The organism is Micromonospora sp. A200, from assembly GCF_029893845.1.
In the GTDB taxonomy this organism is placed as follows: Bacteria; Actinomycetota; Actinomycetes; order Mycobacteriales; family Micromonosporaceae; genus Micromonospora; species Micromonospora purpureochromogenes.
This window is the reverse complement of sequence record NZ_JARXXY010000023.1, coordinates 1-19,735: the sequence shown is the minus strand read 5'-3', so window position 1 is coordinate 19,735 and position 19,735 is coordinate 1. Positions and strand designations below refer to the sequence as shown.

Genomic DNA, 19,735 nt, shown 5'->3' with positions numbered 1-19,735 from the left:
CAGCCTACTGCGCGGCGGGCGCGGCGGCCGGAGCCGACGCGGCGATGGCGGCGAACTGCTCCACGGTGAGTGACTCCCCGCGCGCGCCGGGGTCGACGCCGGCCGCCGTGAGCGTCGCGGCGGCCCGGTCGGCGCCGCCGGCCCAGCCGGCCAGCGCGGCGCGCAGAGTCTTGCGGCGCTGCGCGAACGCGGCGTCCACCACGGCGAAGACGCGTTCCCGGGGGACGTCGGCGCGGGGCGGTTCGCGGCGGGTGAAGGCGACCAGGCCGGAGTCGACGTTGGGCACCGGCCAGAACACGTTCGGTGGCACCTTGCCGGCGGCGCGGGCCCGGGAGTACCAGGCCAGCTTCACCGACGGGACGCCGTACACCTTGGAGCCGGGACCGGCGACGAGCCGGTCGGCGACCTCCTTCTGCACCATCACCAGGCCCTGTCGCAGGGTGGGCAGCTCGGCCAGCAGATGCAGCACCACCGGCACCGCGACGTTGTAGGGCAGGTTCGCCACCAGCGCGGTCGGGGCCGGCTCGGCCAGGTCGGCGGCGCGGACCCGCAGCGCGTCGGCGTGGTGCACGGTGAGCCGGGCGGCGTCCGGGCCGGCGTGCCGGGCGGCGGTCTCCGGCAGCGCGCCGGCCAGCGTCCGGTCGATCTCCACGGCGTGCACGTGGGCGGCGACCGGCAGCAGGGCCAGGGTGAGCGAGCCGAGCCCCGGCCCGACCTCCAGCGCCACGTCGTCCGGGGCCAGCCCGGCGGCGGTGACGATCCGGCGGACCGTGTTCGGGTCGTGCACGAAGTTCTGGCCGAGCTTCTTGGTGGGGGCGACGCCCAGCCGGGCGGCCAGTTCCCGGATCTCCGCCGGGCCGAGGAGTCCGGTCACGCCCCGTAGCGTATCGGCGGGACCGGGCCCGCTCACCACGGGCCGAAGACCCGGTCGCCGGTGGCGGAGATGGCGGCGCAGAGTTCGTCGAGGTCCGCGCCGGTGGTGCCGGCCAGGAACCGCACCGTCAGCGGAATCAGGTACGACGCGTTCGGCCGCCCCCGGTGCGGCATCGGGGTCAGGTACGGCGCGTCGGTCTCCACCAGGAGCTGGTCGAGCGGGGTGAGCGCGGCGGCCTCGCGCAGCGCACCGGCGCTGCCGAAGGTGACGGTGCCGGCGAAGCTGAGCAGGTAGCCCCGGCGGACGCACTCGGCGGCGAACTCGGCGTCGCCGGAGAAGCAGTGCAGCACCACGGCGTCCGGCGCGCCCTCGTCGTCGAGGACGCGCAGCACGTCGGCGTGCGCGTCCCGGTCGTGGATCACCAGGGCCTTGCCGTACCGCTTGGCGATGGCGATGTGCGCCCGGAAGCTCTCCTCCTGCGCGGCCCGCCCCTCGTCGCCGGTACGGAAGAAGTCCATCCCGGTCTCGCCGACGCCCCGGACCCGGTCCCGGGCGGCGAGCGCCTCGATCTCGCGCAGCGCCTCGTCGAGGTCGGTCAGTCGGGGCGCCTCGTTCGGGTGCAGCGCGACGGTGGCGAGCACCGCCCGGTACTTCTCGGCGACGTCGGCGCCCCAGCTAGAGGAGCCCACGTCGACGCCGACCTGGACCAGCCGGTCCACGCCGACGGCGGCGGCCACCTCGATCGCGGCGGCGACCGGGTCGGCGGCGGGACCGCCGCCGGGCACCCCCGCCTCGCTGACCGTGATGTCCAGGTGGGTGTGGCTGTCGAGCACGGGGCGGGGCAACGCCTCCGGCGCGGGCGGGAACTCCCCGGCCCGGCGGGCGGCCCGCTGCTTGCGGGTTTCGGTCGGCTCACTCATCGCGGCCAGCATCACACACCGCCACCGGGCCATGTCTCCGGGACGCCATCGACTGTTCACCGGCCTGGCATCAACCGTGATTACCGTCTGCAGGATGACCGTCACCCGTCAGGCCAGCGACACCGGGTTGCGCGTCGTCCACGAAGGCACGACGTACCCGGCGGAGGAGATCGCCCGGGGCGCGGCGTACGAGTTGTTCCGCGCTGACGAGGCACCCGGTTTCGAGTGGGCGCCCCGGCCCGGCTCGGCGCTGCCGTGGCGCAGGTTCGTCCACGTGACCGAGGTCGGCGCGGTGCAGGGGGCGACGGAGCCGGCCGAGGAGCCGGAGGCGCCGCTGCTGGTGCCGCTGCACCGGGAGCGCGGCTGGGCGTACGTGCACCAGCTCAGCCAGCAGCCGACGGCGGCCGGGGACCCGACACTCACCACCGTCCGCGCCTCGGCGGTGGTGCGGCGCGGCACCCGGATGGTCAAGGTGCTCTCCGCCCAGCAGCTCGCCGGCTACGTGCGGGGTTGGCTGCCGCACGGCTTCTGCTACCGGGAGCACGACGTGGCGCACCTGCGTACGCCGGCGGCGCTGGCGGTGCTGCGCGGCGACGGCGCGGGCGGCGGCGACGACGTGGCGTACGTGCTGCGCTGGCGGGCGGCCGACCCGGTCGACTACGACGTGCCGGTCGGCCCGGCGCACCGGGGGCTGCTGGCGCTGCCGCCCCGGGACCGGCTCGGCCCGCCGGTGCTGGGCACCGGCTTCGTGCCGAGCAACGCGCAGCTGATCCCGGAGTTCGTCACCCGGGACTGCGCCGACCTGCCGCTGCCGGCGAACGCCACCCTGCTCGCGTACACCGCGGAGGGGGTGGAGGTGGTGCTCTACAGCTACCAGGCGGAGCAGCGCGGCTGGCTGCGGATGGTCGGCCCGCAGTGGCGGCACCTGCTCGCGGCGGTGCCGGAGCTCCCCCCCGACCAGGAGTACCTGCCCACCGGCGACGCGCCCCGCTCCACGCAACTGGTCGGCGGCCACGGCGGCACCGAGTACGAGGCGGTGGCCGACCTGCCCGGCGGCTTCCGGGTGCTGGCGATGACCCGGGCCGCCCGCTACCCGGTGGAGTGGGTGGCCCGGCGACTGCGGTACGCGCGGTGGCGGGACGTGCCGTGCCTGGTGTTGCGGGAGGAAGCGGGGTGGCTGCGGTTGCGGCTGTGCCGACCGGACCCGGACTCGGTGGTCGACACCGGGTCGCAGTGCCACGAACGGGGCGTCTACGAGACGTGGGCGCCGGGGGCTGAGGTCACCGACGACCAGGTGGTGGACCAGCCGTACCCGCAGTAGCGCGGGTGCGCATAACGGGCAGCGGGTCGGGAAAGCGCGGGGCGTCCGACCTTCACGGATCAGGAGACCCGCATGCCTTTCATCACCGTCGGGGCGGAGTTCTCCGCCCCCATCGACCTGTACTACGAGGATCACGGCTCCGGCCAGCCGGTGGTGCTGATCCACGGGTTCCCGTTCAACGGCGCGAGCTGGGAGAAGGTCTCCATTCCGCTGCTGAACGCCGGCTACCGGGTGATCACGTACGACCGGCGGGGCTTCGGGGCGTCCGGCCAGCCGGCGACGGGGTACGACTACGACACCTTCAGCGCGGACCTCGACGTGCTGATGACCCAGCTGGACCTGCGGGACGTGCTGCTCGTGGGGCACTCGATGGGCACCGGTGAGGTGACCCGCTACCTGGGCACGTACGGGTCGAGCCGGGTGAGCAAGGCGGTGCTGCTGGCGCCGCTGGCGCCGTTCCTGCTGAAGACGGCCGACAACCCGGAGGGCGTCGACAAGCAGCTCTTCGACGGCTTCCAGCAGGCCATCCTGGCCGACCGGTTCGCCTTCCTGACGTCCTTCTGCGACGCCTTCTTCAACTACTCGGAGAACAAGGGCGGGTGGGTCAGCGAGGAGGCGTACCGGGCGCACTGGAACATCGGCACGATGGCCTCGGCGAAGGGCACCCACGACAGCGTGGACGCCTGGCAGACCGACTTCCGGGGCGACCTGCCCAGGATCAACGTGCCGGTGCTGATCGTGCAGGGCGACAAGGACAACGTGCTGCCGTACCCGGCGACCGGGCAGCGGCTCCAGCCGATGCTGCCGGGCAGCCAGTTGATCACGTTGAAGGGCGCCCCGCACGGCACACCCTGGACGCACGCCGACGAGGTCACCAAGGCGATCCTGGACTTCGTCAGCCAGGCCAGCATGGCCCGCGCCTGACGGCGGAGGCGGAAAGATCGGCGGCGCGGCTCCGGGGGAAACCCGTGGGCCGCGCCGCCACGTGCGGCTCAGCCGGCCAGGCGGGCCAGCTCCTCCTCGACGATGGAGGGGTCGAGCTTGCGGAAGACCGGCTTCGGCGCCGCCAGCGGCCGGCCGGCCTGCACCGGTACGGACTCCCAGCGCGCCCCGACCGTGTAGTCCCCGGTCAGCACCGGGTACGCCGGGCCGCCGTCGAGGTCGTCGACCTCCTCGATGACCGGCATCGGCGCGTGCACGCCGGTGCCGCCGAGCAGCTCGTGGATCTTCTGGGCCGAGTGCGGCAGGAACGGGGTGAGCAGCGTGTTGGCGTCGCTGACCACCTGGAGGGCGACGTGCAGGATGGTGCCCATCCGCGGCTTGTCCGCCTCGTCCTTGAGCTTCCACGGGGCCTGCTCGGAGAGGTACCTGTTGGCCTCGGCGACCACCTTCATCGCCTCGCCGATGGCCTGCTTCTGCCGGTGCCTGGCGATCAGGTCACCGACGACGGTGAAGCCGGCCCGGGCGGTGGCGAGCAGCGCCTCGTCGGCCTCGGTGAGCCCGGCCGGGTCGACCGGCGGGATGGTACCGAAGTTCTTCGCCGCCATCGAGACGGACCGGTTGACCAGGTTGCCCCAGCCGGCGACCAGCTCGTCGTTGTTGCGGCGGAGGAACTCCGCCCAGGTGAAGTCGGTGTCGTTGCTCTCCGGGCCGGCGACGGCGATGAAGTACCGCAGCGCGTCGGCGTCGTAGCGCTCCAGGAAGTCCCGGACGTAGATGACCACCTTGCGGGACGAGGAGAACTTGCGCCCCTCCATGGTCAGGTACTCGCTGGAGACCACCTCGGTGGGGAGGTTGAGCCGGCCCAGCTCGCCCGGCTCGCCGTCGTTGGTGCCCTCGCCGGAGTAGCCGGAGAGCAGCGCCGGCCAGATCACCGAGTGGAAGACGATGTTGTCCTTGCCCATGAAGTAGTAGCCGCGGGCGTCCTTCCCCTCGCCGTCGGCCGCCCACCACTTCCGCCAGGCCTCCGGGTCGCCGGTGCGGCGGGCCCACTCGATGGAGGCCGACAGGTAGCCGATCACCGCGTCGAACCAGACGTAGATCCGCTTGTCGCCGCGGTCGCGCCAGCCGTCGAGCGGGATCGGCACGCCCCACTCCAGGTCCCGGGTGATGGCCCGGGGCTGGAGGTCGTCGAGCAGGTTCTTCGAGAAGCGCAGCACGTTGGGCCGCCAGCCCTCCCGGGTGTCCAGCCACTGCCGCAGCACGTCGGCGAGGGCGGGCAGGTCCAGGAAGAAGTGCTCGGTCTCGACGAACTTCGGCGTCTCGCCGTTGATCTTCGACTTGGGGTCGATCAGGTCGACCGGGTCGAGCTGGTTGCCGCAGTTGTCGCACTGGTCGCCGCGGGCGCTGTCGTAGCCGCAGATCGGGCAGGTGCCCTCGATGTAGCGGTCCGGCAGGGTCCGGCCGGTGGACGGGGAGATCGCACCGGTGGTGACCTTGGGCACGATGTACCCGTTGCGGTGCAGCCCCTGGAACAGCTCCTGCACCACCGCGTAGTGGTTGCGGGTGGTGGTGCGGGTGAACAGGTCGTAGGAGAGTCCCAGTGCCCGCAGGTCCTCGGCGATCACCCGGTTGTACCGGTCGGCCAGCTCGCGGGGGGTGACCCCCTCGGCGTCGGCCTGCACCTGGATCGGGGTGCCGTGCTCGTCGGTGCCGGAGACCATGAGCACGTCGTGGCCGGCCATCCGCATGTACCGGGCGAAGACGTCGGAGGGAACGCCGAAACCGGAGACGTGGCCGATGTGGCGCGGGCCGTTGGCGTACGGCCAGGCGACCGCCGCGAGAACGTGACTCATGACCAGCAAGCCTAGTGACCGCGCCCCGGTGGCCGCGAACCAATAGGCCTCCCCGTGTCGGGGCCGACACCGCCGACGGTCGATCCACCCCCGGCCGTTCGTCCGATTTGTCGCCGACACGCGGCCTGAGCTGCCCGGCCCCTTCCCCGACGCGGTGTCCAATGAACGCCGTGACTGGCAGACGAGCGGCACCCGGGCGCGGCGAGAAGTCCCCGGGCACCAGGACGGACCCGCCGGCCGCACCGGCGCGGGGCGGCGGCGTCGCGCCCCAGCCGCGGGTGGTGCCGGGACCGGACGAGACGCCGGTCGAGGTCGAGCCGACCACCGGCGCGCCGGTCGACGCGGTGCCGCGCCGGGTCCCGGTCCGTCAGCCGGCGCGCGGCCCACGCGCCGATCGCGCCACCGACCCGGGCACGGCGGAGGGGGGCGCCGCCTTCTGGGCGCCGATCGAGGAGGTGCACTGGGACGGTACGCCGCTGCGCGAGGAGCCGAAGCGCGGTGAGCGCCCGCCCGCCGGACCCGCCCGCCCGCGCCCGTCGCGCGCCGCGCACCCGCCCGACCCGGTGCGGGGGCTGGCGGTGCTGGTGACGCTGAGCCTGGTCGCCGCCTTCTTCGCCTGGGTGAGCGCCGGGCCGTTCTGGCTCGCGGTCGGGCACGCCAGCACCGGCACGGTCGTGATCACGGACTGCACCGGGAACGGGCTGACCCAGCGCTGCCGGGGTGTCTTCTTCGCCGACCGGGGCCGGTTCCTGGCCCACGGGGTCCGGGTCAGCGGGGTGCCGGGCGAGCGCCGGGCCACCGGTACGGCGCTGTCCGCGCGGATGACCGGGGCGGGCGACGACACCGCGTACGTCGGCACCGGTTTCGGCCGGCACCTGAGCTGGCTGCTCGGGCTGCTGGTGGTTGCCGGCTGCGGGGCCGGCATCGCCCGCGGGACCGGGGCGGCCCGGCTGGCCGACGCGCGGCAGCGCCGCTGGGCCACGGCCGGCGCCTACGGCGGGCCCGTGCTGATCACCCTGGGCATGCTGATCGCCGCCTGGTGAGCCGATCGCGCGTCAGGCGTGCACCACGGTGTAGACGTCGCGGCGGCGCAGCCCGTACCCGGCGGCGACCTCGCTGATCGCGTCGCGCCGGGACAGCCCGGCGGCCTCCCGTTCGGCCACCGCGGCGCGCAGCACGTCGTCGTCGGGGCGTTCCGCCGGCCGCTCCGGAGCCCCGGCGACCACCAGGGTGATCTCCCCGCGCGGCTCACCCTCGGCGGCCCAGTCCGCCAGCTCGCCGAGCGGCCGGCGGACGATCTCCTCGTACGTCTTGGTCAGCTCGCGGCAGAGCGCGGCCGGGCGGTCGGCGCCGAAGGTGGCGGCCAGGTCGGCCAGCGCGCCGGCGATCCGGTGCGGGGCCTCGAAGAAGACCAGGGTCCGTTCCTCGGCCGCCAGGGCGCGCAGCCGGGACCGTCGGCCGCCGGGCGAGCGGGGCAGGAAGCCCTCGAAGCAGAACCGGTCGCAGGGCAGGCCGGACAGCGCCAGGGCGGTGGTCACCGCGCTCGGGCCGGGGGCGGCGGTGACCGGCACGCCGGCGTCCAGCGCGCCCCGGACCAGCCGGTAGCCCGGGTCCGAGACGCTCGGCATGCCGCCGTCGGTGACCAGCGCGACCAGGTATCCGGCGGTCAGCACCTCGACCAGTTCCGGGGTACGCCGCTCCTCGTTGCCCTCGAAGTAGGAGACGATCCGGCCGCCCACGGTGACGTCGAGGTCCCGGGCCAGCCGGGTGAGGCGGCGGGTGTCCTCGGCGGCCACCACGTCGGCGGTGGCGAGCACCTCGCGGAACCGCGCGGAGGCGTCGGCCGGGTTGCCCAGCGGTGCGCCGAGCAGGACCAGGCGCCCGGGCTCGGACATTTCACCCACGAGTAGCGCTCCTTCATCGATCGGCGTGCCGATGTCGGGGACGATGGGCGCCACCGGGCACCTCCAGAGCCTACGATCGCCGGGTGACGAGTGCGTCGACAGCGCAGAGCGCGAACGCGACCGGACCCGACCAGGGCATTCCGCCCACCGATGGTGGCGGCGTCCCGGCCGTCGTGCGTCGCCGGCTCGCCACCGTCGAAGCCCGGCTGGACGTGAACTCCTGGATCGCCACCGCCGTGGTGGTGGTGATCGCCGCGATCCTGCGCCTGCTCGGCCTGAGCAGCCCCAAGGGCAAGATCTTCGACGAGATCTACTACGCCCGGGACGGCTACGGCCTGATCGACAAGGGCGTCGAGTGGAACTACAAGGACAACGGCCCGTCGTACGTGGTGCACCCGCCACTGGGCAAGTGGCTGATCGGGTTCGGCGAGTGGGCCTTCGGCTACGCCGACCAGGAGCACAACATCTCGGTGCCGGGGCACCTGTTCACCACCGCCCCGGAGTTCGGCTGGCGGTTCTCGGCGGCGCTGGCCGGCATCCTGTCGGTGCTGATGCTGACCCGGATCGCCCGCCGGCTGTTCCGCTCCACCACGCTCGGCTGTGCGGCCGGCCTGCTGCTCGCGCTGGACGGCTTCCACCTGGTGCTCTCCCGCACCGCGCTGCTCGACATCTTCCTGCTGCTGTTCGTGCTGGCCGCGTTCGGCGCCCTGGTGCTCGACCGGGACGCCCGGCGGCGACGCTGGTCCCGGGCGTTGGACGACGGGCTCGACCCGGCCGCGCCGGGGCGGGCCGGGCGGCCGGCCGGCGGTTGGCGCACCTGGCCGTGGTGGCGGCTGGCCGCCGGGGTGCTGCTCGGCTGCGCCTGCGCGGTGAAGTGGAGCGCGCTGTACTTCGTGCCGGTGTTCGCGCTGCTGGCGCTGTTGTGGGAGGTCGGCGTCCGGCGCTCCGCCGGGGTACGCCGCCCGTGGCGCGACGCGCTCCTCGACGAGTTGCCCTGGATGGTGCTCGCCGGGCTGCTGCTGGTCGTGACCTACGTGGCCACCTGGTCGGGCTGGCTGCTCGGCGACGACGGCTACTACCGGCTGGCCGCCCGCTACCCCAACACCCCCGGCCTGAGCGACACCCCGATCCTCGGTGCGCTGAACAACCTGTACCAGTACCACCGGGCGGCGTTCGAGTTCCACACCGGCCTGGAGACCCCGCACAAGTACCAGTCGTGGCCGTGGCAGTGGCTGCTGCTCGGCCGGCCGGTGGCCTTCTACTGGTCGGGTGACGGGGCGTGCGGCGCGCCGAGCTGCGCCTCGGAGATCCTGCTGCTCGGCACGCCGCTGCTCTGGTGGTCGTTCCTGCCGGCGCTGGCCGCGACCGCCTGGCTGGGCCTGGCCCGGCGGGACTGGCGCGCCGGAGCGATCCTGCTCAGCCTCGCCGGCGGCCTGCTGCCCTGGTTCTGGTTCGCCCTCGACGGCCGGACGATGTTCTCCTTCTACGCCGCTCCGGCGCTGCCGTTCCTGGTCCTCGCCGTGGTCTACGTGCTCGGCGCGATCGTCACCCCGACCGGTCCCGAGGGTGGCGCGGCGACCGACGCCGACCTGGCGCGCGGCGACGACCGACGGCTGATCGGCGGGGTGATCGTCGGCGCGTACGTGCTGCTGGTGGCGCTCTGCTTCGCGTACTTCTACCCGATCTTCGTGGGCAACCTGCTGCCGTACGACGACTGGTCGGCGCGGATGTGGCTGGACGGCCGCTGGATCTGACCCCGCAGGGGGGCGGCGCGGCGGGCCGGGCGAGAGACGCCGGTGGCACGGGGCGGCGCGCACACAATAAAGCGCGCCCCGATCGCCTGCCACGGGGGAAGCGGGCGATTGGGGCGCGCAAGACAAAGCTTAACCACCCTTCGGCACCGGCACAACGGGGCGACTCGGGTCAGATTTCCGACCGTTGTCAAGGTGGGTGAGAGGTTTACCTCCGGCAATTGACGGATGGTCATCATCCTGTCGACGGTCTGCCGTAAAGCCCGTGTAGGTCCGTACCGTTTCCTGCCCGAACACGAGGATCAGCGCCGGACGGACGGTGGAGGGTCCGGCACCGGGACGGCGCACGAGAAGCACACGGACGACTCACCCGATCCACCCGGACGTGACGGGTAGCCCCGCCGAAGTCGCGCGCCGGACACCCGGGGCGGAAGGCGACAGGAAGGGCGGCCAGCCGCCCCAAATGATCATCCAGAGTGGACGCCACTACACTCCGCCCGGTGATCAACAAGAGACGACCGACGGCCGTCCTCATCGGACTGCTGACGGCCACCGTGCTGACCGGTCCGGCGCCGGCCCTCGCGGACGAGGAGCCCCCGGCCGAGCCACCGAAGGTCGAGCTGGTGCTCGACGTCAGCGGCTCGATGCGGGCCCGGGACATCGACGGCCGCAGCCGGATCTCCGTCGCCCAGCAGGCGTTCAACGAGGTGGTCGACGCGCTGCCCGAGGAGACCCAGCTCGGCATCCGGGTGCTCGGCGCCACCTACCGGGGCAAGGACAAGAAGCAGGGCTGCCTGGACACCCAACAGATCGTGCCGGTCGGTCCGGTCGACCGGGTGCAGGCGAAGGCGGCGGTGGCCACCCTGCGGCCGACCGGCTTCACCCCGGTCGGGCTGGCCCTGCGCTCCGCCGCCCAGGACCTCGGCACCGGCGCCACCGCCCGGCGGATCGTGCTGATCACCGACGGCGAGGACACCTGCGCCCCGCCGGACCCCTGCGAGGTGGCCCGTGAGCTGGCCGCCCAGGGCACGAAGCTGGTGGTCGACACCCTCGGCCTGGCCCCGGACGAGAAGGTACGCCGGCAGTTGCTCTGCATCGCCGGCGCGACCGGCGGCACGTACACGGCGGCGCAGAGCGCCGACGAGCTGAGCGGCCGGATCAAGCAGTTGGTGGACCGGGCGAACGAGACGTACACCGCCGCGCCCACCGTGGTCGACGGCACGGCGGAGTGCGCGAACGCGCCGCTGCTCGCCCCGGGCGTCTACAGCGACCGGGAGGCGTTCTCCGAGCACCGCTGGTACCGGGTGCCGGTGCGGGCGGGGCAGGAGCTGCGCGCCTCGGTCAGCCTGGCGCTGGACCGACCGGTGAACCCGGACCAGGGGGTGCTGCTGCGGGCCACCGCCGCCGACGGCCGGGAACTGGTACGCGGGGTGGACGCCGGCAGTGGACGTACCGACGTGGTCTCGGCGGGCCTGCGCTGGTCGGGGACGGAGGACGGCGGCACGCCGACGCCCGGTGCCACGCCCGTCCCCGCCACGACGGTCTGCCTGGTGGTGAGCAACTCCTTCGCGCCCCGGCCGGGCACCCGGGCCACGCCGGGGATGCCGGTCGAGCTGACCGTCGACGTGGTCGCCTCGTCCCCCGCCCCGGCCGCGCCCGACCTGGGCCGGGGCTGGGTGCTGCTCGCCCTGCTCACCCTGGCCGGCCTGCTCACCGGCCTGGTCGCCGGGCTCCTCACCCGCTGGTGGGTCGCCACCTGGAGGGAGAACTGAGATGCGTACCCCGATGATGCTGGCGGGGGCGGCGCTCGCCGCCGGGCTGGCCCTGCCGGCCGTGCCCGCCGCGGCGGCCGCCCCCACTCCCTCGCCCGGCGCCACCCCGGTCACCCGGGCCGGCACGTCCTTCCTCACCGCCACCGGCATCGCCGCCGGCCAGCCGGTACGGGTGGGCGCCTCCACCGGCGACCATCTCTACTGGTCGTTCCCGGCCTCGGCGGGGCAGCGGCACGAGATCACCGCGACGGTGTCGCTGCCGAAGGCCCGCACCGGGGCGTCCACCTGGACCGTCGAGGTCTTCGACGGGCTGCGCCGCCGGCAGTCCTGCACGGCCGGGGCGCAGACCCCGACGGTCGACGCCGCGACCGGCAGCGTGTCGCTCGGCTGCACCCTGCGCGAGGTGCGCTCGTGGGCCGAGCCCTGGTCGGCGGACCCGCTGCCCGGCACCTACTACCTCCGGCTGTCGGTGACCGAGCTGCCCGAGGCCGACCTCGGGCTTCCGGTCGACGTCGACCTGCTGGTCAGCGCGGACGGCGACGGCTCGCGCGACGACGGCGAGCTGAAGGCGCCCCTGGTGCCGAACACCAAGGCGGGCACGGTGCTGACCGCGGAACCGACGGCAACCCCAGCCGGGCAGGCGGACGGCGGGTTCGGCGACCTGCTGCCCGACCTCGGCTCCCGGTGGATCTGGAGCACGTTCGGCGGGGTCCTGGCCGCGGTGGCCGGCGTGGTCGGCTTCGCGCTGACCCGCCGTCCCCGCCGGCCCTGACCGGAGGCGGTGGCCGCCCGACCGGGGGCGGCCACCGCCGCTCAGGTCGCGAGCGGCCCCCGGGGGACCCAACCGATGAACCGGTCCTGAAGGGACGTCATCGGCGCGGCACGCAGGTCGGCGGTGGCGGCCGCCAGACAGGAGCCCAGGTAGACGCTGAGCGAGGCGCGGTCCACCTGGTACTCGCTGAGCAGCCGGGCGCGTTTGGTCGGACACGGCCACTCCTCGCCGCAGGAGTCGCAGGTCCACGCCGGTGTCACCGGAACGTGCTGGTCGGGGTGGGAACCCGAGGGTGCCGGGGCACCGGTCATCGTCACTTCCTCTCGGATGGTCGTACCTGGCACCGGCCCGCCGCGTCGACGACGCGCGGACGCCGGAAGATCACCCCCGCGACGCCCTAACAGCGCTACGGGACGCTCCGGCGTTACACGGTTGCGGTACGTTCACCGTCGATGGCCGCCAGGAACCTCTCCGCCGAGCAAGGTCATGCTCTGGCCCGGGTCGCCGCCCGTGCCGGCCGACCGGCTCGAAGCCGAGCGGGTCAGACTGTCGTCGTACCTGAAGGGGGTGGGTGATGCGTGACCTGCTGCCGCCGACCGTCTCGGTCGTGGTGGCCGGGCCGACGGACTGGGCGGGCGAGCTGCTTCCCGCCGAGCAGAGCGGTCTCGGGGTGCGCGCGGTGGAGAGCCGGCGGCGAGACTACACCGCCGGCCGGGTCTGCGCCCGGCGGGCGATGGCCGAGCTGGGGCTGCCCGAGCTGCCGGTCCCGGCGGCGGCCGACCGCTCCCCCGCCTGGCCGGCCGGGCTGGTCGGCACCATCACCCACACCCGCGGCTACTGCGCCGCCGCGGTCGCCCGGGCGGCCGACATCCGGTCCGTCGGGATGGACGCCGAGCGGCACCGCGAGCTCAACGAGGGGGTACGCCGGCTGATCTGCCGCCCCGAGGAGGAGGAGCGCTGCGCCCGGTTGCCGGCCGGCACGTCCTGGCCGTTGGTGCTGTTCAGCGCGAAGGAGACCGTCTACAAGGTCTGGCACCCGGTGGTCGGGTCCTGGTTGGACTTCCAGGACGCCACGGTCGAGCTGGACCCGGACGCCGGCACGTTCACCGCGCGGATCGACCCGGTGCGGGTGGCGGCGGCGACCGTGGCCGACCCGCCGTCGGTCGTCATCGGACGCTTCGTGGTCGAGGGCGACCTCGTGCGCACCGCGGCCGTGCTGACGCATTGACCGTTCGGCCCGGTCCGGATCGACGAACGGCGGGTCGGACCCGAGACAATTCCGCGTTGCCCGCACCGACTAGCGTCGAAGAGTTCCCGATGCAGCCGAAGTGCCGAGGAGTACGGTGAGCCAGCCCCAGCCCCCTTACGGGCCGCAGGACCCCAACCAGCCGCCCGTCGATCCGTTCCCCACGGCACCGGTGCCGCACCAGCAGTACCCCGCGGACCCGACCGCGCCGCTGCCGCCGGTCTCCGGTGCGCCGCAGTACCCGACCGCCCCCCAGCCCCCGTACGCGCCGATGGACCCGACCGCCGTGCAGCCGCCAACCTCCGGCGCGCCGTACCCGCCGGTGTCGGGTGCCCCGCAGCCGCCCGTCTCCGGCAGCCCGTACCCGCAGTACGACCCGAACGCGTCGATGCCGCCGGTCTCCGGCGCGCCGTACCCGCCGGTCTCCGGCGGCGGCTACCCGCCGGTGTCCGGTCCCGGCTACCCGCCGGCGCCGGGCCAGCCGCTCGGCCCGCCCATGCAGTCCGGCGCGAAGAAGAAGCCGTGGGTCATCATCGGCATCATCGTCGCCGTGCTGTTCCTGCTCTGCTGCGGCGGAGGCATCGCCGCCCTGGTCGCCGGCGGCAAGAAGGCCGCCGACAAGGCGGAGGAGATCGAGCGCTCCCTGCCCACCCCGCGCACCACCGCCGCGCCGGCCTTCCCCGGCACGAAGCCCTCCGCGTCCGCCTCGGCCGACGGCGAGACCTTCAACATGGAGCCCGGCGACACCCTGGTGATCGAGGACGACGAGGGCACCATCGAGATCACCATCCGGAAGTTCTCCACCTCCACCAAGGGTTGCCGCTCCTACGCCCCCGCCCCGGACAAGGGCCTCTACCTGATCGCCGACGTCACCGCGACGGTGACCAAGGGCAAGGCGTCGATCAACCCGTTCTACTTCCAGTGGGTGGCCGAGGACGGCACCACCGTCAACGGGCTGGCCGGCGCGCTCTCCGGCTGCGGCGGCGACATGCTCGACTCCGGCAGCGGCATCCGCGCCGGCAGCAAGCGTTCGGGCGCGGTGGTCTTCGACGTCAAGGACAAGAAGGGCGTCGTGGAGTACCAGCACAAGTTCGAGGCCGCCGGCTCCTGGAAGCCGTGACCTCCCCGGTTCCCTGGCGGGCCGGCTCCCCATCGTGGGGCCGGCCCGCCCCCTTTTCCGGGTCGACCAGGTCGTCGGCAGCCTTCTCGGCGGTCGCCGGGGGTTTCCCGCCACGGCGGGCGGGGACGCGGGGCGGGAGGCGCGGACAGCGCGACTGGTCCACGAACCGACGAGGGGGCGGCATGAGTTCCACCGAACGGGCGAAGGACAGCGTCGAGCAGGTGGCCGGCCCTGCCCGGGCCCAGCTGGGCGACATGAACCAGGACGAGCGGTCGCAGGCGGAACGGGTGGCCAAGCGCGACGAGATCCGGGGCCGGGAACCCGGCGAACACGTCCAGGAGGACGCTCGGGACGTCAGGGGCGATTTCACCAGCTGACGACTCCGGTTGAGGAGAGCTGACCATGCGAATCCCTCACCTGTTGGCCGAGCGGTGGGTGAACTCGCCGCCGCTGGCTCCCGACGCGCTGCACGGTCAGGTGGTCCTGCTCGACATCTGGGAGTACACCTGCATCAACTGGATCCGTACGTCGCCCTACGTCAAGGCGTGGCACCGCGACTACGCCGACCTGGGCCTGGTCGTCATCGGCGTACACGCGCCCGAGTTCGAGTTCGGCAGGCACGCCGAGAACATCGACCGGGGGATCCGCGACCACGGGCTCACCTATCCCATCGCGATCGACAACGACTTCAAGGTCTGGCGGGCCCTCGGCAACAACGCCTGGCCGGCGAAGTACCTCTTCGACGCCGACGGACTACTGGTCGACCAGTGGGTCGGCGAGGGCAGCTACGAGCGCGTGGAGTCGGAGATCCGACGGCTGATCGAGGTCAGAGCGCCCGGCACCAAACTGCCGCCGGTCAGCCCCGAGGCGATGGCGTTCGCGACGACCGGGGAGCCCTCATACATCGGGGTCACGCCCGAGACGTACGTCGGCGCGCACCGCGCCGAGCCGGGCACCTTCGCCCTCACCGGCGACTGGGAGACCAGCGGCGAGTACGTCGAACTCGCCGGCGGCACCGGCGAGCTCGCCCTGCCCTTCAACGCCGGCGAGGTGAACCTCGTCGTGGACCCCGGTCCGTCCGGACAGGCGGCGATCGACGTGCTGCTCGACGGGAACCCGATCGGCGACGAGCGCGGCGGGGACGTCGACCCGGACGCGGTGGCGCGCGTCGACCGGGCGGGGATGATCCGGCTCGTCGCCGGCGCGTCGCGGGACGACCACCTGCTGACGCTCGGCACCAGCCAACCCGGCCTCCGCGCGTTCGTGTTCACCTTCGGCCTGTGAGCGTGGGTGTGCGGCTGCTGCTTACCTGGGCGGTTCCGCGCCCGACTGCTCGCTCACCATGTACTCCGCGTACCAGTCGGGCCAGTCCGGGTCCACCTTGCCGATGCGCTTCTCGTACTCGCCGTGGGCGGCGGCCGCCCGGCGGAGCGCGCCAGCCAGGTCGCTCACGGAGGTGAATGACGTCGCGGCAGCCTCGACCCGCCCGGGCAGCCGGGCCGTGACCTCCTGAACCAGCCAGTTGTTGCCGTCCGGATCGCTGAACGAGATGCGCGAGTAGTAGCTGCGACGCTCGGGATCCACACCCTTCACCGGCCCCTCGGGGCCGGGGTGGTAGACCTCGCCCGCCTCGACGCCGGCGGCGACCAGCGCGTTCCGGGCCGCCTCGACGTCGGAGACGACCAGGTACGCCTGGGCCGAACCGGGGGCGGCCGACATGAGGTTCGGCCCGAACTGAACGGAGCAGTCGGAGCCCTGCGGCGTGAACTGGACGATGCCGGGCGGGGTCTTGTCGAGCCGCCACCCGAGGCGCCCATAGAACTCCTTCGCGCGGTCGACATCCGAGACCGGGATGACGACGACCTCGAGCTTCAGGTCGACGTCCCGGATGTTCGGTGTCCCGCTGGCGTCGGTTCTCGGGCTCATCGCGGCCTCCCTGGGCTGAGTCAGGACGTCAGGCGTCTTCCCGGCGGCGTCGCGCGACCTCCCGGATCGGTTTCCTGGCTGCGTGCTGCGCCAATGACCGGGCGCGCCGTCAGCCGGGCTGTCGCATCCGCGGAGGCCGCCGGTGAGGCAGGGGTCTCGATTACGACGCTACTGCTTCGGCACGTGCGGGGTGTCTGGTTCGCGGCATCGCGTCCTCTGCCGGCCGAGCAGTTCGTTTGCGCCGCGGTTCAAGATCGATTGGTGATACCTCGCCACGTTGCTGTTGTGGGTTTCGCTGCGTTCTTGCTGCCTGGGCTGCCCTCCGTCGGCCTCGGCAGGCCGCCAGGCCGGCGCGTCAGATCGCGACCGGATGGCGTGGTTCGTAGAGACCGAGTTCGCCGCCGCCGGGCAGGCGCAGCGCGGTGCGCAGCCCCCACCGCTCCTCGGTGACCGGGATCGTGAACTCGACGCCCTTCGCGGCCAGGTCGGCCATGGTCGCCGCGACGTCGTCGCACATGAGGAAGAGTTCGTGGGCCGGTTCGCCCTCGCTCGGGTGCATGGCGAGCTCGGCTGGTGGGAGCTTGAAGATGAGCCAGCCATGGCCGGCGTCGACGTGGTAGTAGCCGAGCGTGTCCCGGAAGAAGGCGCGGTCCGCCTCTGGGTCGCGGCTGTAGATGATCACGTGAGCACCATTGATCACTCACCGACCATAATGCCGAGGTCCGACGTGGCAACGCCAATCTCGCCAGAAGATGCGAGTTACCGCCTGACTCCCGAGGTCAACTGACCTGACCCAACCAGGGCTGGCCTGGGTTCCTCCGACAGGCCGCGTGACCGGGCGGGAGGCTGCCGAGTTGAGCCACGGATGACCCCTGGTCAACCCACGGACGGTGAGGTGCATGGACGACGGAGAACGCGAGCAGGCGCTGCTCACCGCCCTGACCACCGAGCATTTCGTGCTTCAGACCTCGCGCAGCGCAACCGTCACCGAGTCGGTGGGTCGGGCGACCGTCTTCCTGTCCATGCTCTCTGCCGCGCTGATCGGGCTCGGTTTCGTCGCCAGCAACGCCGCGCTCGTCCGGCCGTACCTCGGGGCGGTGCTGCCGACGCTGGTGATCACCGGACTGCTCACATTCCTGCGGCTGGTGCAGAACATGGTGGAGAACGAGTTGGATCTCGCGCGGATCCAGCGCATCCGGGCGTACTACCATCGCCGGCTGGCCGGCGAGCACGACTTCTTCGCCGACGCGGTGCAGGGCGAGGGCATCATGCGGGCGACCTGGGCGGCGGTCGGTAACGCGCCCCGGCGAGCGCAGCTGTTGCTGACCACGGCGGCGATGGTGGGCGCGGTGAACGCGCTGCTGGTGGGGCTCGCGGCCACGCTGCTGACCGGGCTCGCGGGGCTGTCGCCCGGGTTCGCGATCGGCGTCGGCACGGTGTTGGCTCTGCTGGCCTTCGCCGCCCAGGTCGCCTACATCAACCGCGAGTCGATCTCCCAGCCCGGGTAGCGGATCAACCCTCGGCGCCCGGACGAGCACGCACTGCCCCTCCTTTGATCAGGGCGAATACGACGAGACCGAGGCCGAGAAGGGCGACGACGGCCACCCATTGCAGGCGCAGACCCAGCATCAGCGGCACGAGCCCAAGCATCGACGGGATCGCCAGCAGGCACGCGATCCGCATCAGCGGACTCAACGCCATCAGTCCCACCTTTTCGCCCTGGACCGACCACCAACCGTCCGCAGTACCGCGCTTGAGCCGCGCAGCCTCGAACAGCATGGGTAGAGCGGAGGCGGCAAACATCCCCAGGAGCAGGGTCTGCAACCAGCCGCGGTGGCCCCAGGCCTCGGTTTCGACCCGCTCGCCGGCCGGCAGTTCGATCGCCACGGGGGTGCCCTCCCACAGCAACGCCTCTGCCGCTGCCTCATCCCTGAGCCTGCGGCTGCCCGAGGTCGGGACGTCGGTCTCGGCAAACAGCACGTACTCAGCGTCCTGCTCCACCATCAGGTGCCAGTCACTGCCGGGGCCACGACTGTGCCAGGGGCCGGACAAGGTGACCGGGACCCGCTCGAGACAGCCCTTCGGCGGATCGACATCCGGCTCTACCCGCATGGTCCCCGCGGGGCACTCCACGGCTCGCCGCATCGCGACCGCGTCGCGGATGCCGTCCGGGACGTCGACCAGTGCCAACAGTCCGAGCACGCCCGCCAGCAAGCCGTAGAGCACGAGGAGCGCCGGCCGCGTCCAGAACGCTCGGCGCCAGAACTGCCAGCCCCGAGGAGGTTCCTTCTTACGCCTGGACACAGCAACCACCTCCCTCCCGATTGTGGCGTGCCGTTGCCCAGAATCGAGGGCGTCCCTCGACCTGGTCTGACTGTGAGGCTGGCGGGGTCGGTCCGTAGATGTTGGGCTGATGGTCGGCGGCAGCGGACGTGACTCTTGTTCTGACTGGCTTCGTGCCTTTGGCTGGACTTGTCCGTCCGTTGCTGCCGGCGCCGGCCCGGCGGGAGACGTTTGGCCTGATCAGGAGCTTGACCGCCAGTTAGCGGCTGGCGTGTCTCATCACAGTCCTGCCATCTCCGCACCGGACCGGACCTTGCGTCCTGACGGTGAGGAGAGAACGCATGTCCATGCTGGCAGATCTGGTGGAGGTCGTCATCGGCGTCGACACCCACAAGGACACTCACACCGCCGCGCTGCTCGACACCCGCACCGGCGGGGTGCTGGCACGGGCCACGGTGAGCACCGACCCGGACGGCTTTGCCGAACTAGTGGCCCTGGCCGAGCAACACTCGGGGCTGCGGGCCTGGGCGTTGGAGGGTTCCGGCGGCTACGGCGCCGGCCTGGCCCGGCATCTGGCCGACGCTGGTGAACTGGTCGTCGAGCTGGATCGGCCGCTGCGCCCGACCCGCCGCGCCGGGGCGAAGTCCGATCCGATCGACGCAGAACGCGCCGCCCGTGACGCTCTGGCGCGTACCCGCCTGGCCCAGCCGAAGACCGGTGGCGAGCGGGCTGCACTGCAGGCACGGCTGACCGCTCGTCGGGCAGCCGTGGAAGCCGGCGCGGACGCCCAGCGGCAGTTGCACGCCCTGGTGATCACTGCTCCCGAGGCGGTGCGGGCCCGGTTCCGCGGCCGGGGCACCCGAGCCATGCTCACCACCGCCATCCGCCTGCGCCCCGCTACCAGCGCAGACATCGAGGTGTTCACCTGCCTGGCCGTGTTGCGGGACCTCGCCCGTCGTGTCCGCTTCCTCGAGGCCGAAGCCGCCGCACACGAGAAAGCGATCCGCGTGATCGTTCGCGCTTGGCGACCGGACCTGCTGCAGCTGACCGG

Annotated in this window: 20 protein-coding genes; 12 read left to right on the top strand and 8 right to left on the bottom strand. The window is 72.9% G+C overall.

Annotation, left to right across the window (positions count from 1 at the left end; genetic code table 11):
* Positions 1–4: 4 nt before the first annotated feature.
* Together rsmA and M2302_RS21810 are read right to left on the bottom strand one after the other, a co-directional pair.
* Complete coding sequence (gene rsmA, locus M2302_RS21815) at positions 5–874, bottom strand: 16S rRNA (adenine(1518)-N(6)/adenine(1519)-N(6))-dimethyltransferase RsmA (protein WP_280839715.1); 870 nt, start codon at positions 872–874, stop codon at positions 5–7.
* Positions 875–906: 32 nt separating this feature from the next.
* Positions 907–1,806 (bottom strand): TatD family hydrolase, encoded by a 900-nt coding sequence (locus M2302_RS21810; RefSeq protein WP_280839713.1) that lies wholly within the window; start codon positions 1,804–1,806, stop codon positions 907–909.
* Positions 1,807–1,888: 82 nt separating this feature from the next.
* Here M2302_RS21810 and M2302_RS21805 point away from each other — a divergent pair, with 82 nt between their 5' ends.
* Both M2302_RS21805 and M2302_RS21800 read left to right on the top strand, forming a co-directional pair.
* Entirely contained in the window at positions 1,889–3,115 is a 1,227-nt protein-coding gene (locus tag M2302_RS21805; RefSeq protein WP_280839712.1) for a hypothetical protein, read from the top strand.
* Positions 3,116–3,187: 72 nt separating this feature from the next.
* Positions 3,188–4,039 (top strand): alpha/beta hydrolase, encoded by an 852-nt coding sequence (locus M2302_RS21800; protein WP_280839711.1) that lies wholly within the window; start codon positions 3,188–3,190, stop codon positions 4,037–4,039.
* Between the two features lie 68 nt (positions 4,040–4,107).
* On the opposite strand, the gene metG is transcribed toward M2302_RS21800, so the two are convergent.
* Positions 4,108–5,910, bottom strand: a complete 1,803-nt coding sequence (gene metG, locus M2302_RS21795; RefSeq protein ID WP_280839710.1) for a methionine--tRNA ligase — start codon at positions 5,908–5,910, stop codon at positions 4,108–4,110.
* A 161-nt stretch (positions 5,911–6,071) separates the two neighbouring features.
* Between metG and M2302_RS21790 the strand changes: the two genes are divergently transcribed.
* The gene (locus M2302_RS21790; protein WP_280839709.1) at positions 6,072–6,953 is read left to right on the top strand and encodes a hypothetical protein; all 882 of its coding nucleotides are present in this window, start codon (positions 6,072–6,074) and stop codon (positions 6,951–6,953) included.
* Between the two features lie 12 nt (positions 6,954–6,965).
* On the opposite strand, the gene rsmI is transcribed toward M2302_RS21790, so the two are convergent.
* Positions 6,966–7,814 carry a 16S rRNA (cytidine(1402)-2'-O)-methyltransferase gene (gene rsmI / locus M2302_RS21785; protein ID WP_210775069.1) on the bottom strand — a complete coding sequence of 283 codons (849 nt, stop codon included), beginning with the start codon at positions 7,812–7,814 and terminating at the stop codon, positions 6,966–6,968.
* An 83-nt stretch (positions 7,815–7,897) separates the two neighbouring features.
* On the opposite strand from rsmI, the gene M2302_RS21780 reads away from it, so the two are divergent.
* The 3 genes from M2302_RS21780 to M2302_RS21770 all read left to right on the top strand — a co-directional run bounded on the left by M2302_RS21780 (position 7,898) and on the right by M2302_RS21770 (position 12,109).
* Complete coding sequence (locus M2302_RS21780) at positions 7,898–9,568, top strand: phospholipid carrier-dependent glycosyltransferase (protein WP_280839708.1); 1,671 nt, start codon at positions 7,898–7,900, stop codon at positions 9,566–9,568.
* A 497-nt stretch (positions 9,569–10,065) separates the two neighbouring features.
* Entirely contained in the window at positions 10,066–11,337 is a 1,272-nt protein-coding gene (locus M2302_RS21775) for a VWA domain-containing protein (RefSeq protein WP_280839707.1), read from the top strand.
* Between the two features lies 1 nt (position 11,338).
* Positions 11,339–12,109 (top strand): peptidase, encoded by a 771-nt coding sequence (locus M2302_RS21770; RefSeq protein WP_280839706.1) that lies wholly within the window; start codon positions 11,339–11,341, stop codon positions 12,107–12,109.
* Positions 12,110–12,150: 41 nt separating this feature from the next.
* On the opposite strand, the gene M2302_RS21765 is transcribed toward M2302_RS21770, so the two are convergent.
* Positions 12,151–12,420: a hypothetical protein gene (locus M2302_RS21765; RefSeq protein ID WP_280839705.1), complete on the bottom strand. Its 270-nt coding sequence runs from the start codon at positions 12,418–12,420 to the stop codon at positions 12,151–12,153.
* 263 nt (positions 12,421–12,683) lie between these two features.
* Between M2302_RS21765 and M2302_RS21760 the strand changes: the two genes are divergently transcribed.
* The 4 genes from M2302_RS21760 (at position 12,684) to M2302_RS21745 (ending at position 15,759) form a co-directional block, all read left to right on the top strand.
* Positions 12,684–13,337 (top strand): 4'-phosphopantetheinyl transferase superfamily protein, encoded by a 654-nt coding sequence (locus M2302_RS21760; protein ID WP_280839704.1) that lies wholly within the window; start codon positions 12,684–12,686, stop codon positions 13,335–13,337.
* A 115-nt stretch (positions 13,338–13,452) separates the two neighbouring features.
* Entirely contained in the window at positions 13,453–14,475 is a 1,023-nt protein-coding gene (locus tag M2302_RS21755) for a DUF4352 domain-containing protein (RefSeq protein WP_280839703.1), read from the top strand.
* A gap of 182 nt (positions 14,476–14,657) precedes the next feature.
* Positions 14,658–14,852, top strand: a complete 195-nt coding sequence (locus tag M2302_RS21750; protein ID WP_210775062.1) for a general stress protein CsbD — start codon at positions 14,658–14,660, stop codon at positions 14,850–14,852.
* A 25-nt stretch (positions 14,853–14,877) separates the two neighbouring features.
* A complete protein-coding gene (locus tag M2302_RS21745; protein WP_280839702.1) occupies positions 14,878–15,759 on the top strand; it encodes a redoxin domain-containing protein in 882 nt (293 codons plus the stop codon).
* Between the two features lie 21 nt (positions 15,760–15,780).
* Here M2302_RS21745 and M2302_RS21740 read toward each other — a convergent pair whose 3' ends face one another.
* Positions 15,781–16,401 (bottom strand): VOC family protein, encoded by a 621-nt coding sequence (locus tag M2302_RS21740; RefSeq protein WP_280839701.1) that lies wholly within the window; start codon positions 16,399–16,401, stop codon positions 15,781–15,783.
* Between the two features lie 355 nt (positions 16,402–16,756).
* Positions 16,757–17,101 carry a VOC family protein gene (locus M2302_RS21735; RefSeq protein WP_280839700.1) on the bottom strand — a complete coding sequence of 115 codons (345 nt, stop codon included), beginning with the start codon at positions 17,099–17,101 and terminating at the stop codon, positions 16,757–16,759.
* 199 nt (positions 17,102–17,300) lie between these two features.
* Here M2302_RS21735 and M2302_RS21730 point away from each other — a divergent pair, with 199 nt between their 5' ends.
* Positions 17,301–17,909 carry a hypothetical protein gene (locus M2302_RS21730; RefSeq protein ID WP_280839699.1) on the top strand — a complete coding sequence of 203 codons (609 nt, stop codon included), beginning with the start codon at positions 17,301–17,303 and terminating at the stop codon, positions 17,907–17,909.
* 4 nt (positions 17,910–17,913) lie between these two features.
* Here the strand turns inward: M2302_RS21730 and M2302_RS21725 are convergent, their stop codons facing one another.
* Positions 17,914–18,705, bottom strand: a complete 792-nt coding sequence (locus M2302_RS21725) for a hypothetical protein (protein ID WP_280839698.1) — start codon at positions 18,703–18,705, stop codon at positions 17,914–17,916.
* Positions 18,706–19,025: 320 nt separating this feature from the next.
* Here M2302_RS21725 and M2302_RS21720 point away from each other — a divergent pair.
* The coding region (locus M2302_RS21720; RefSeq protein ID WP_280839697.1) for a transposase at positions 19,026–19,735 on the top strand (710 nt) is incomplete at its 3' end.

Excerpts from the sequence above, each read along its gene's own strand:
- M2302_RS21765 (WP_280839705.1), bottom strand. The coding sequence starts at position 12,420 with ATGACCGGTGCCCCGGCACCCTCGGGTTCCCACCCCGACCAGCACGTT.
- M2302_RS21810 (WP_280839713.1), bottom strand. The coding sequence starts at position 1,806 with ATGCTGGCCGCGATGAGTGAGCCGACCGAAACCCGCAAGCAGCGGGCC.
- M2302_RS21730 (WP_280839699.1), top strand. The coding sequence starts at position 17,301 with ATGGACGACGGAGAACGCGAGCAGGCGCTGCTCACCGCCCTGACCACC.
- metG (WP_280839710.1), bottom strand. The coding sequence starts at position 5,910 with ATGAGTCACGTTCTCGCGGCGGTCGCCTGGCCGTACGCCAACGGCCCG.
- M2302_RS21800 (WP_280839711.1), top strand. The coding sequence starts at position 3,188 with ATGCCTTTCATCACCGTCGGGGCGGAGTTCTCCGCCCCCATCGACCTG.
- M2302_RS21745 (WP_280839702.1), top strand. The coding sequence starts at position 14,878 with ATGCGAATCCCTCACCTGTTGGCCGAGCGGTGGGTGAACTCGCCGCCG.
- M2302_RS21790 (WP_280839709.1), top strand. The coding sequence starts at position 6,072 with ATGAACGCCGTGACTGGCAGACGAGCGGCACCCGGGCGCGGCGAGAAG.
- M2302_RS21750 (WP_210775062.1), top strand. The coding sequence starts at position 14,658 with ATGAGTTCCACCGAACGGGCGAAGGACAGCGTCGAGCAGGTGGCCGGC.
- M2302_RS21770 (WP_280839706.1), top strand. The coding sequence starts at position 11,339 with ATGCGTACCCCGATGATGCTGGCGGGGGCGGCGCTCGCCGCCGGGCTG.
- M2302_RS21760 (WP_280839704.1), top strand. The coding sequence starts at position 12,684 with ATGCGTGACCTGCTGCCGCCGACCGTCTCGGTCGTGGTGGCCGGGCCG.
- M2302_RS21740 (WP_280839701.1), bottom strand. The coding sequence starts at position 16,401 with ATGAGCCCGAGAACCGACGCCAGCGGGACACCGAACATCCGGGACGTC.
- M2302_RS21805 (WP_280839712.1), top strand. The coding sequence starts at position 1,889 with ATGACCGTCACCCGTCAGGCCAGCGACACCGGGTTGCGCGTCGTCCAC.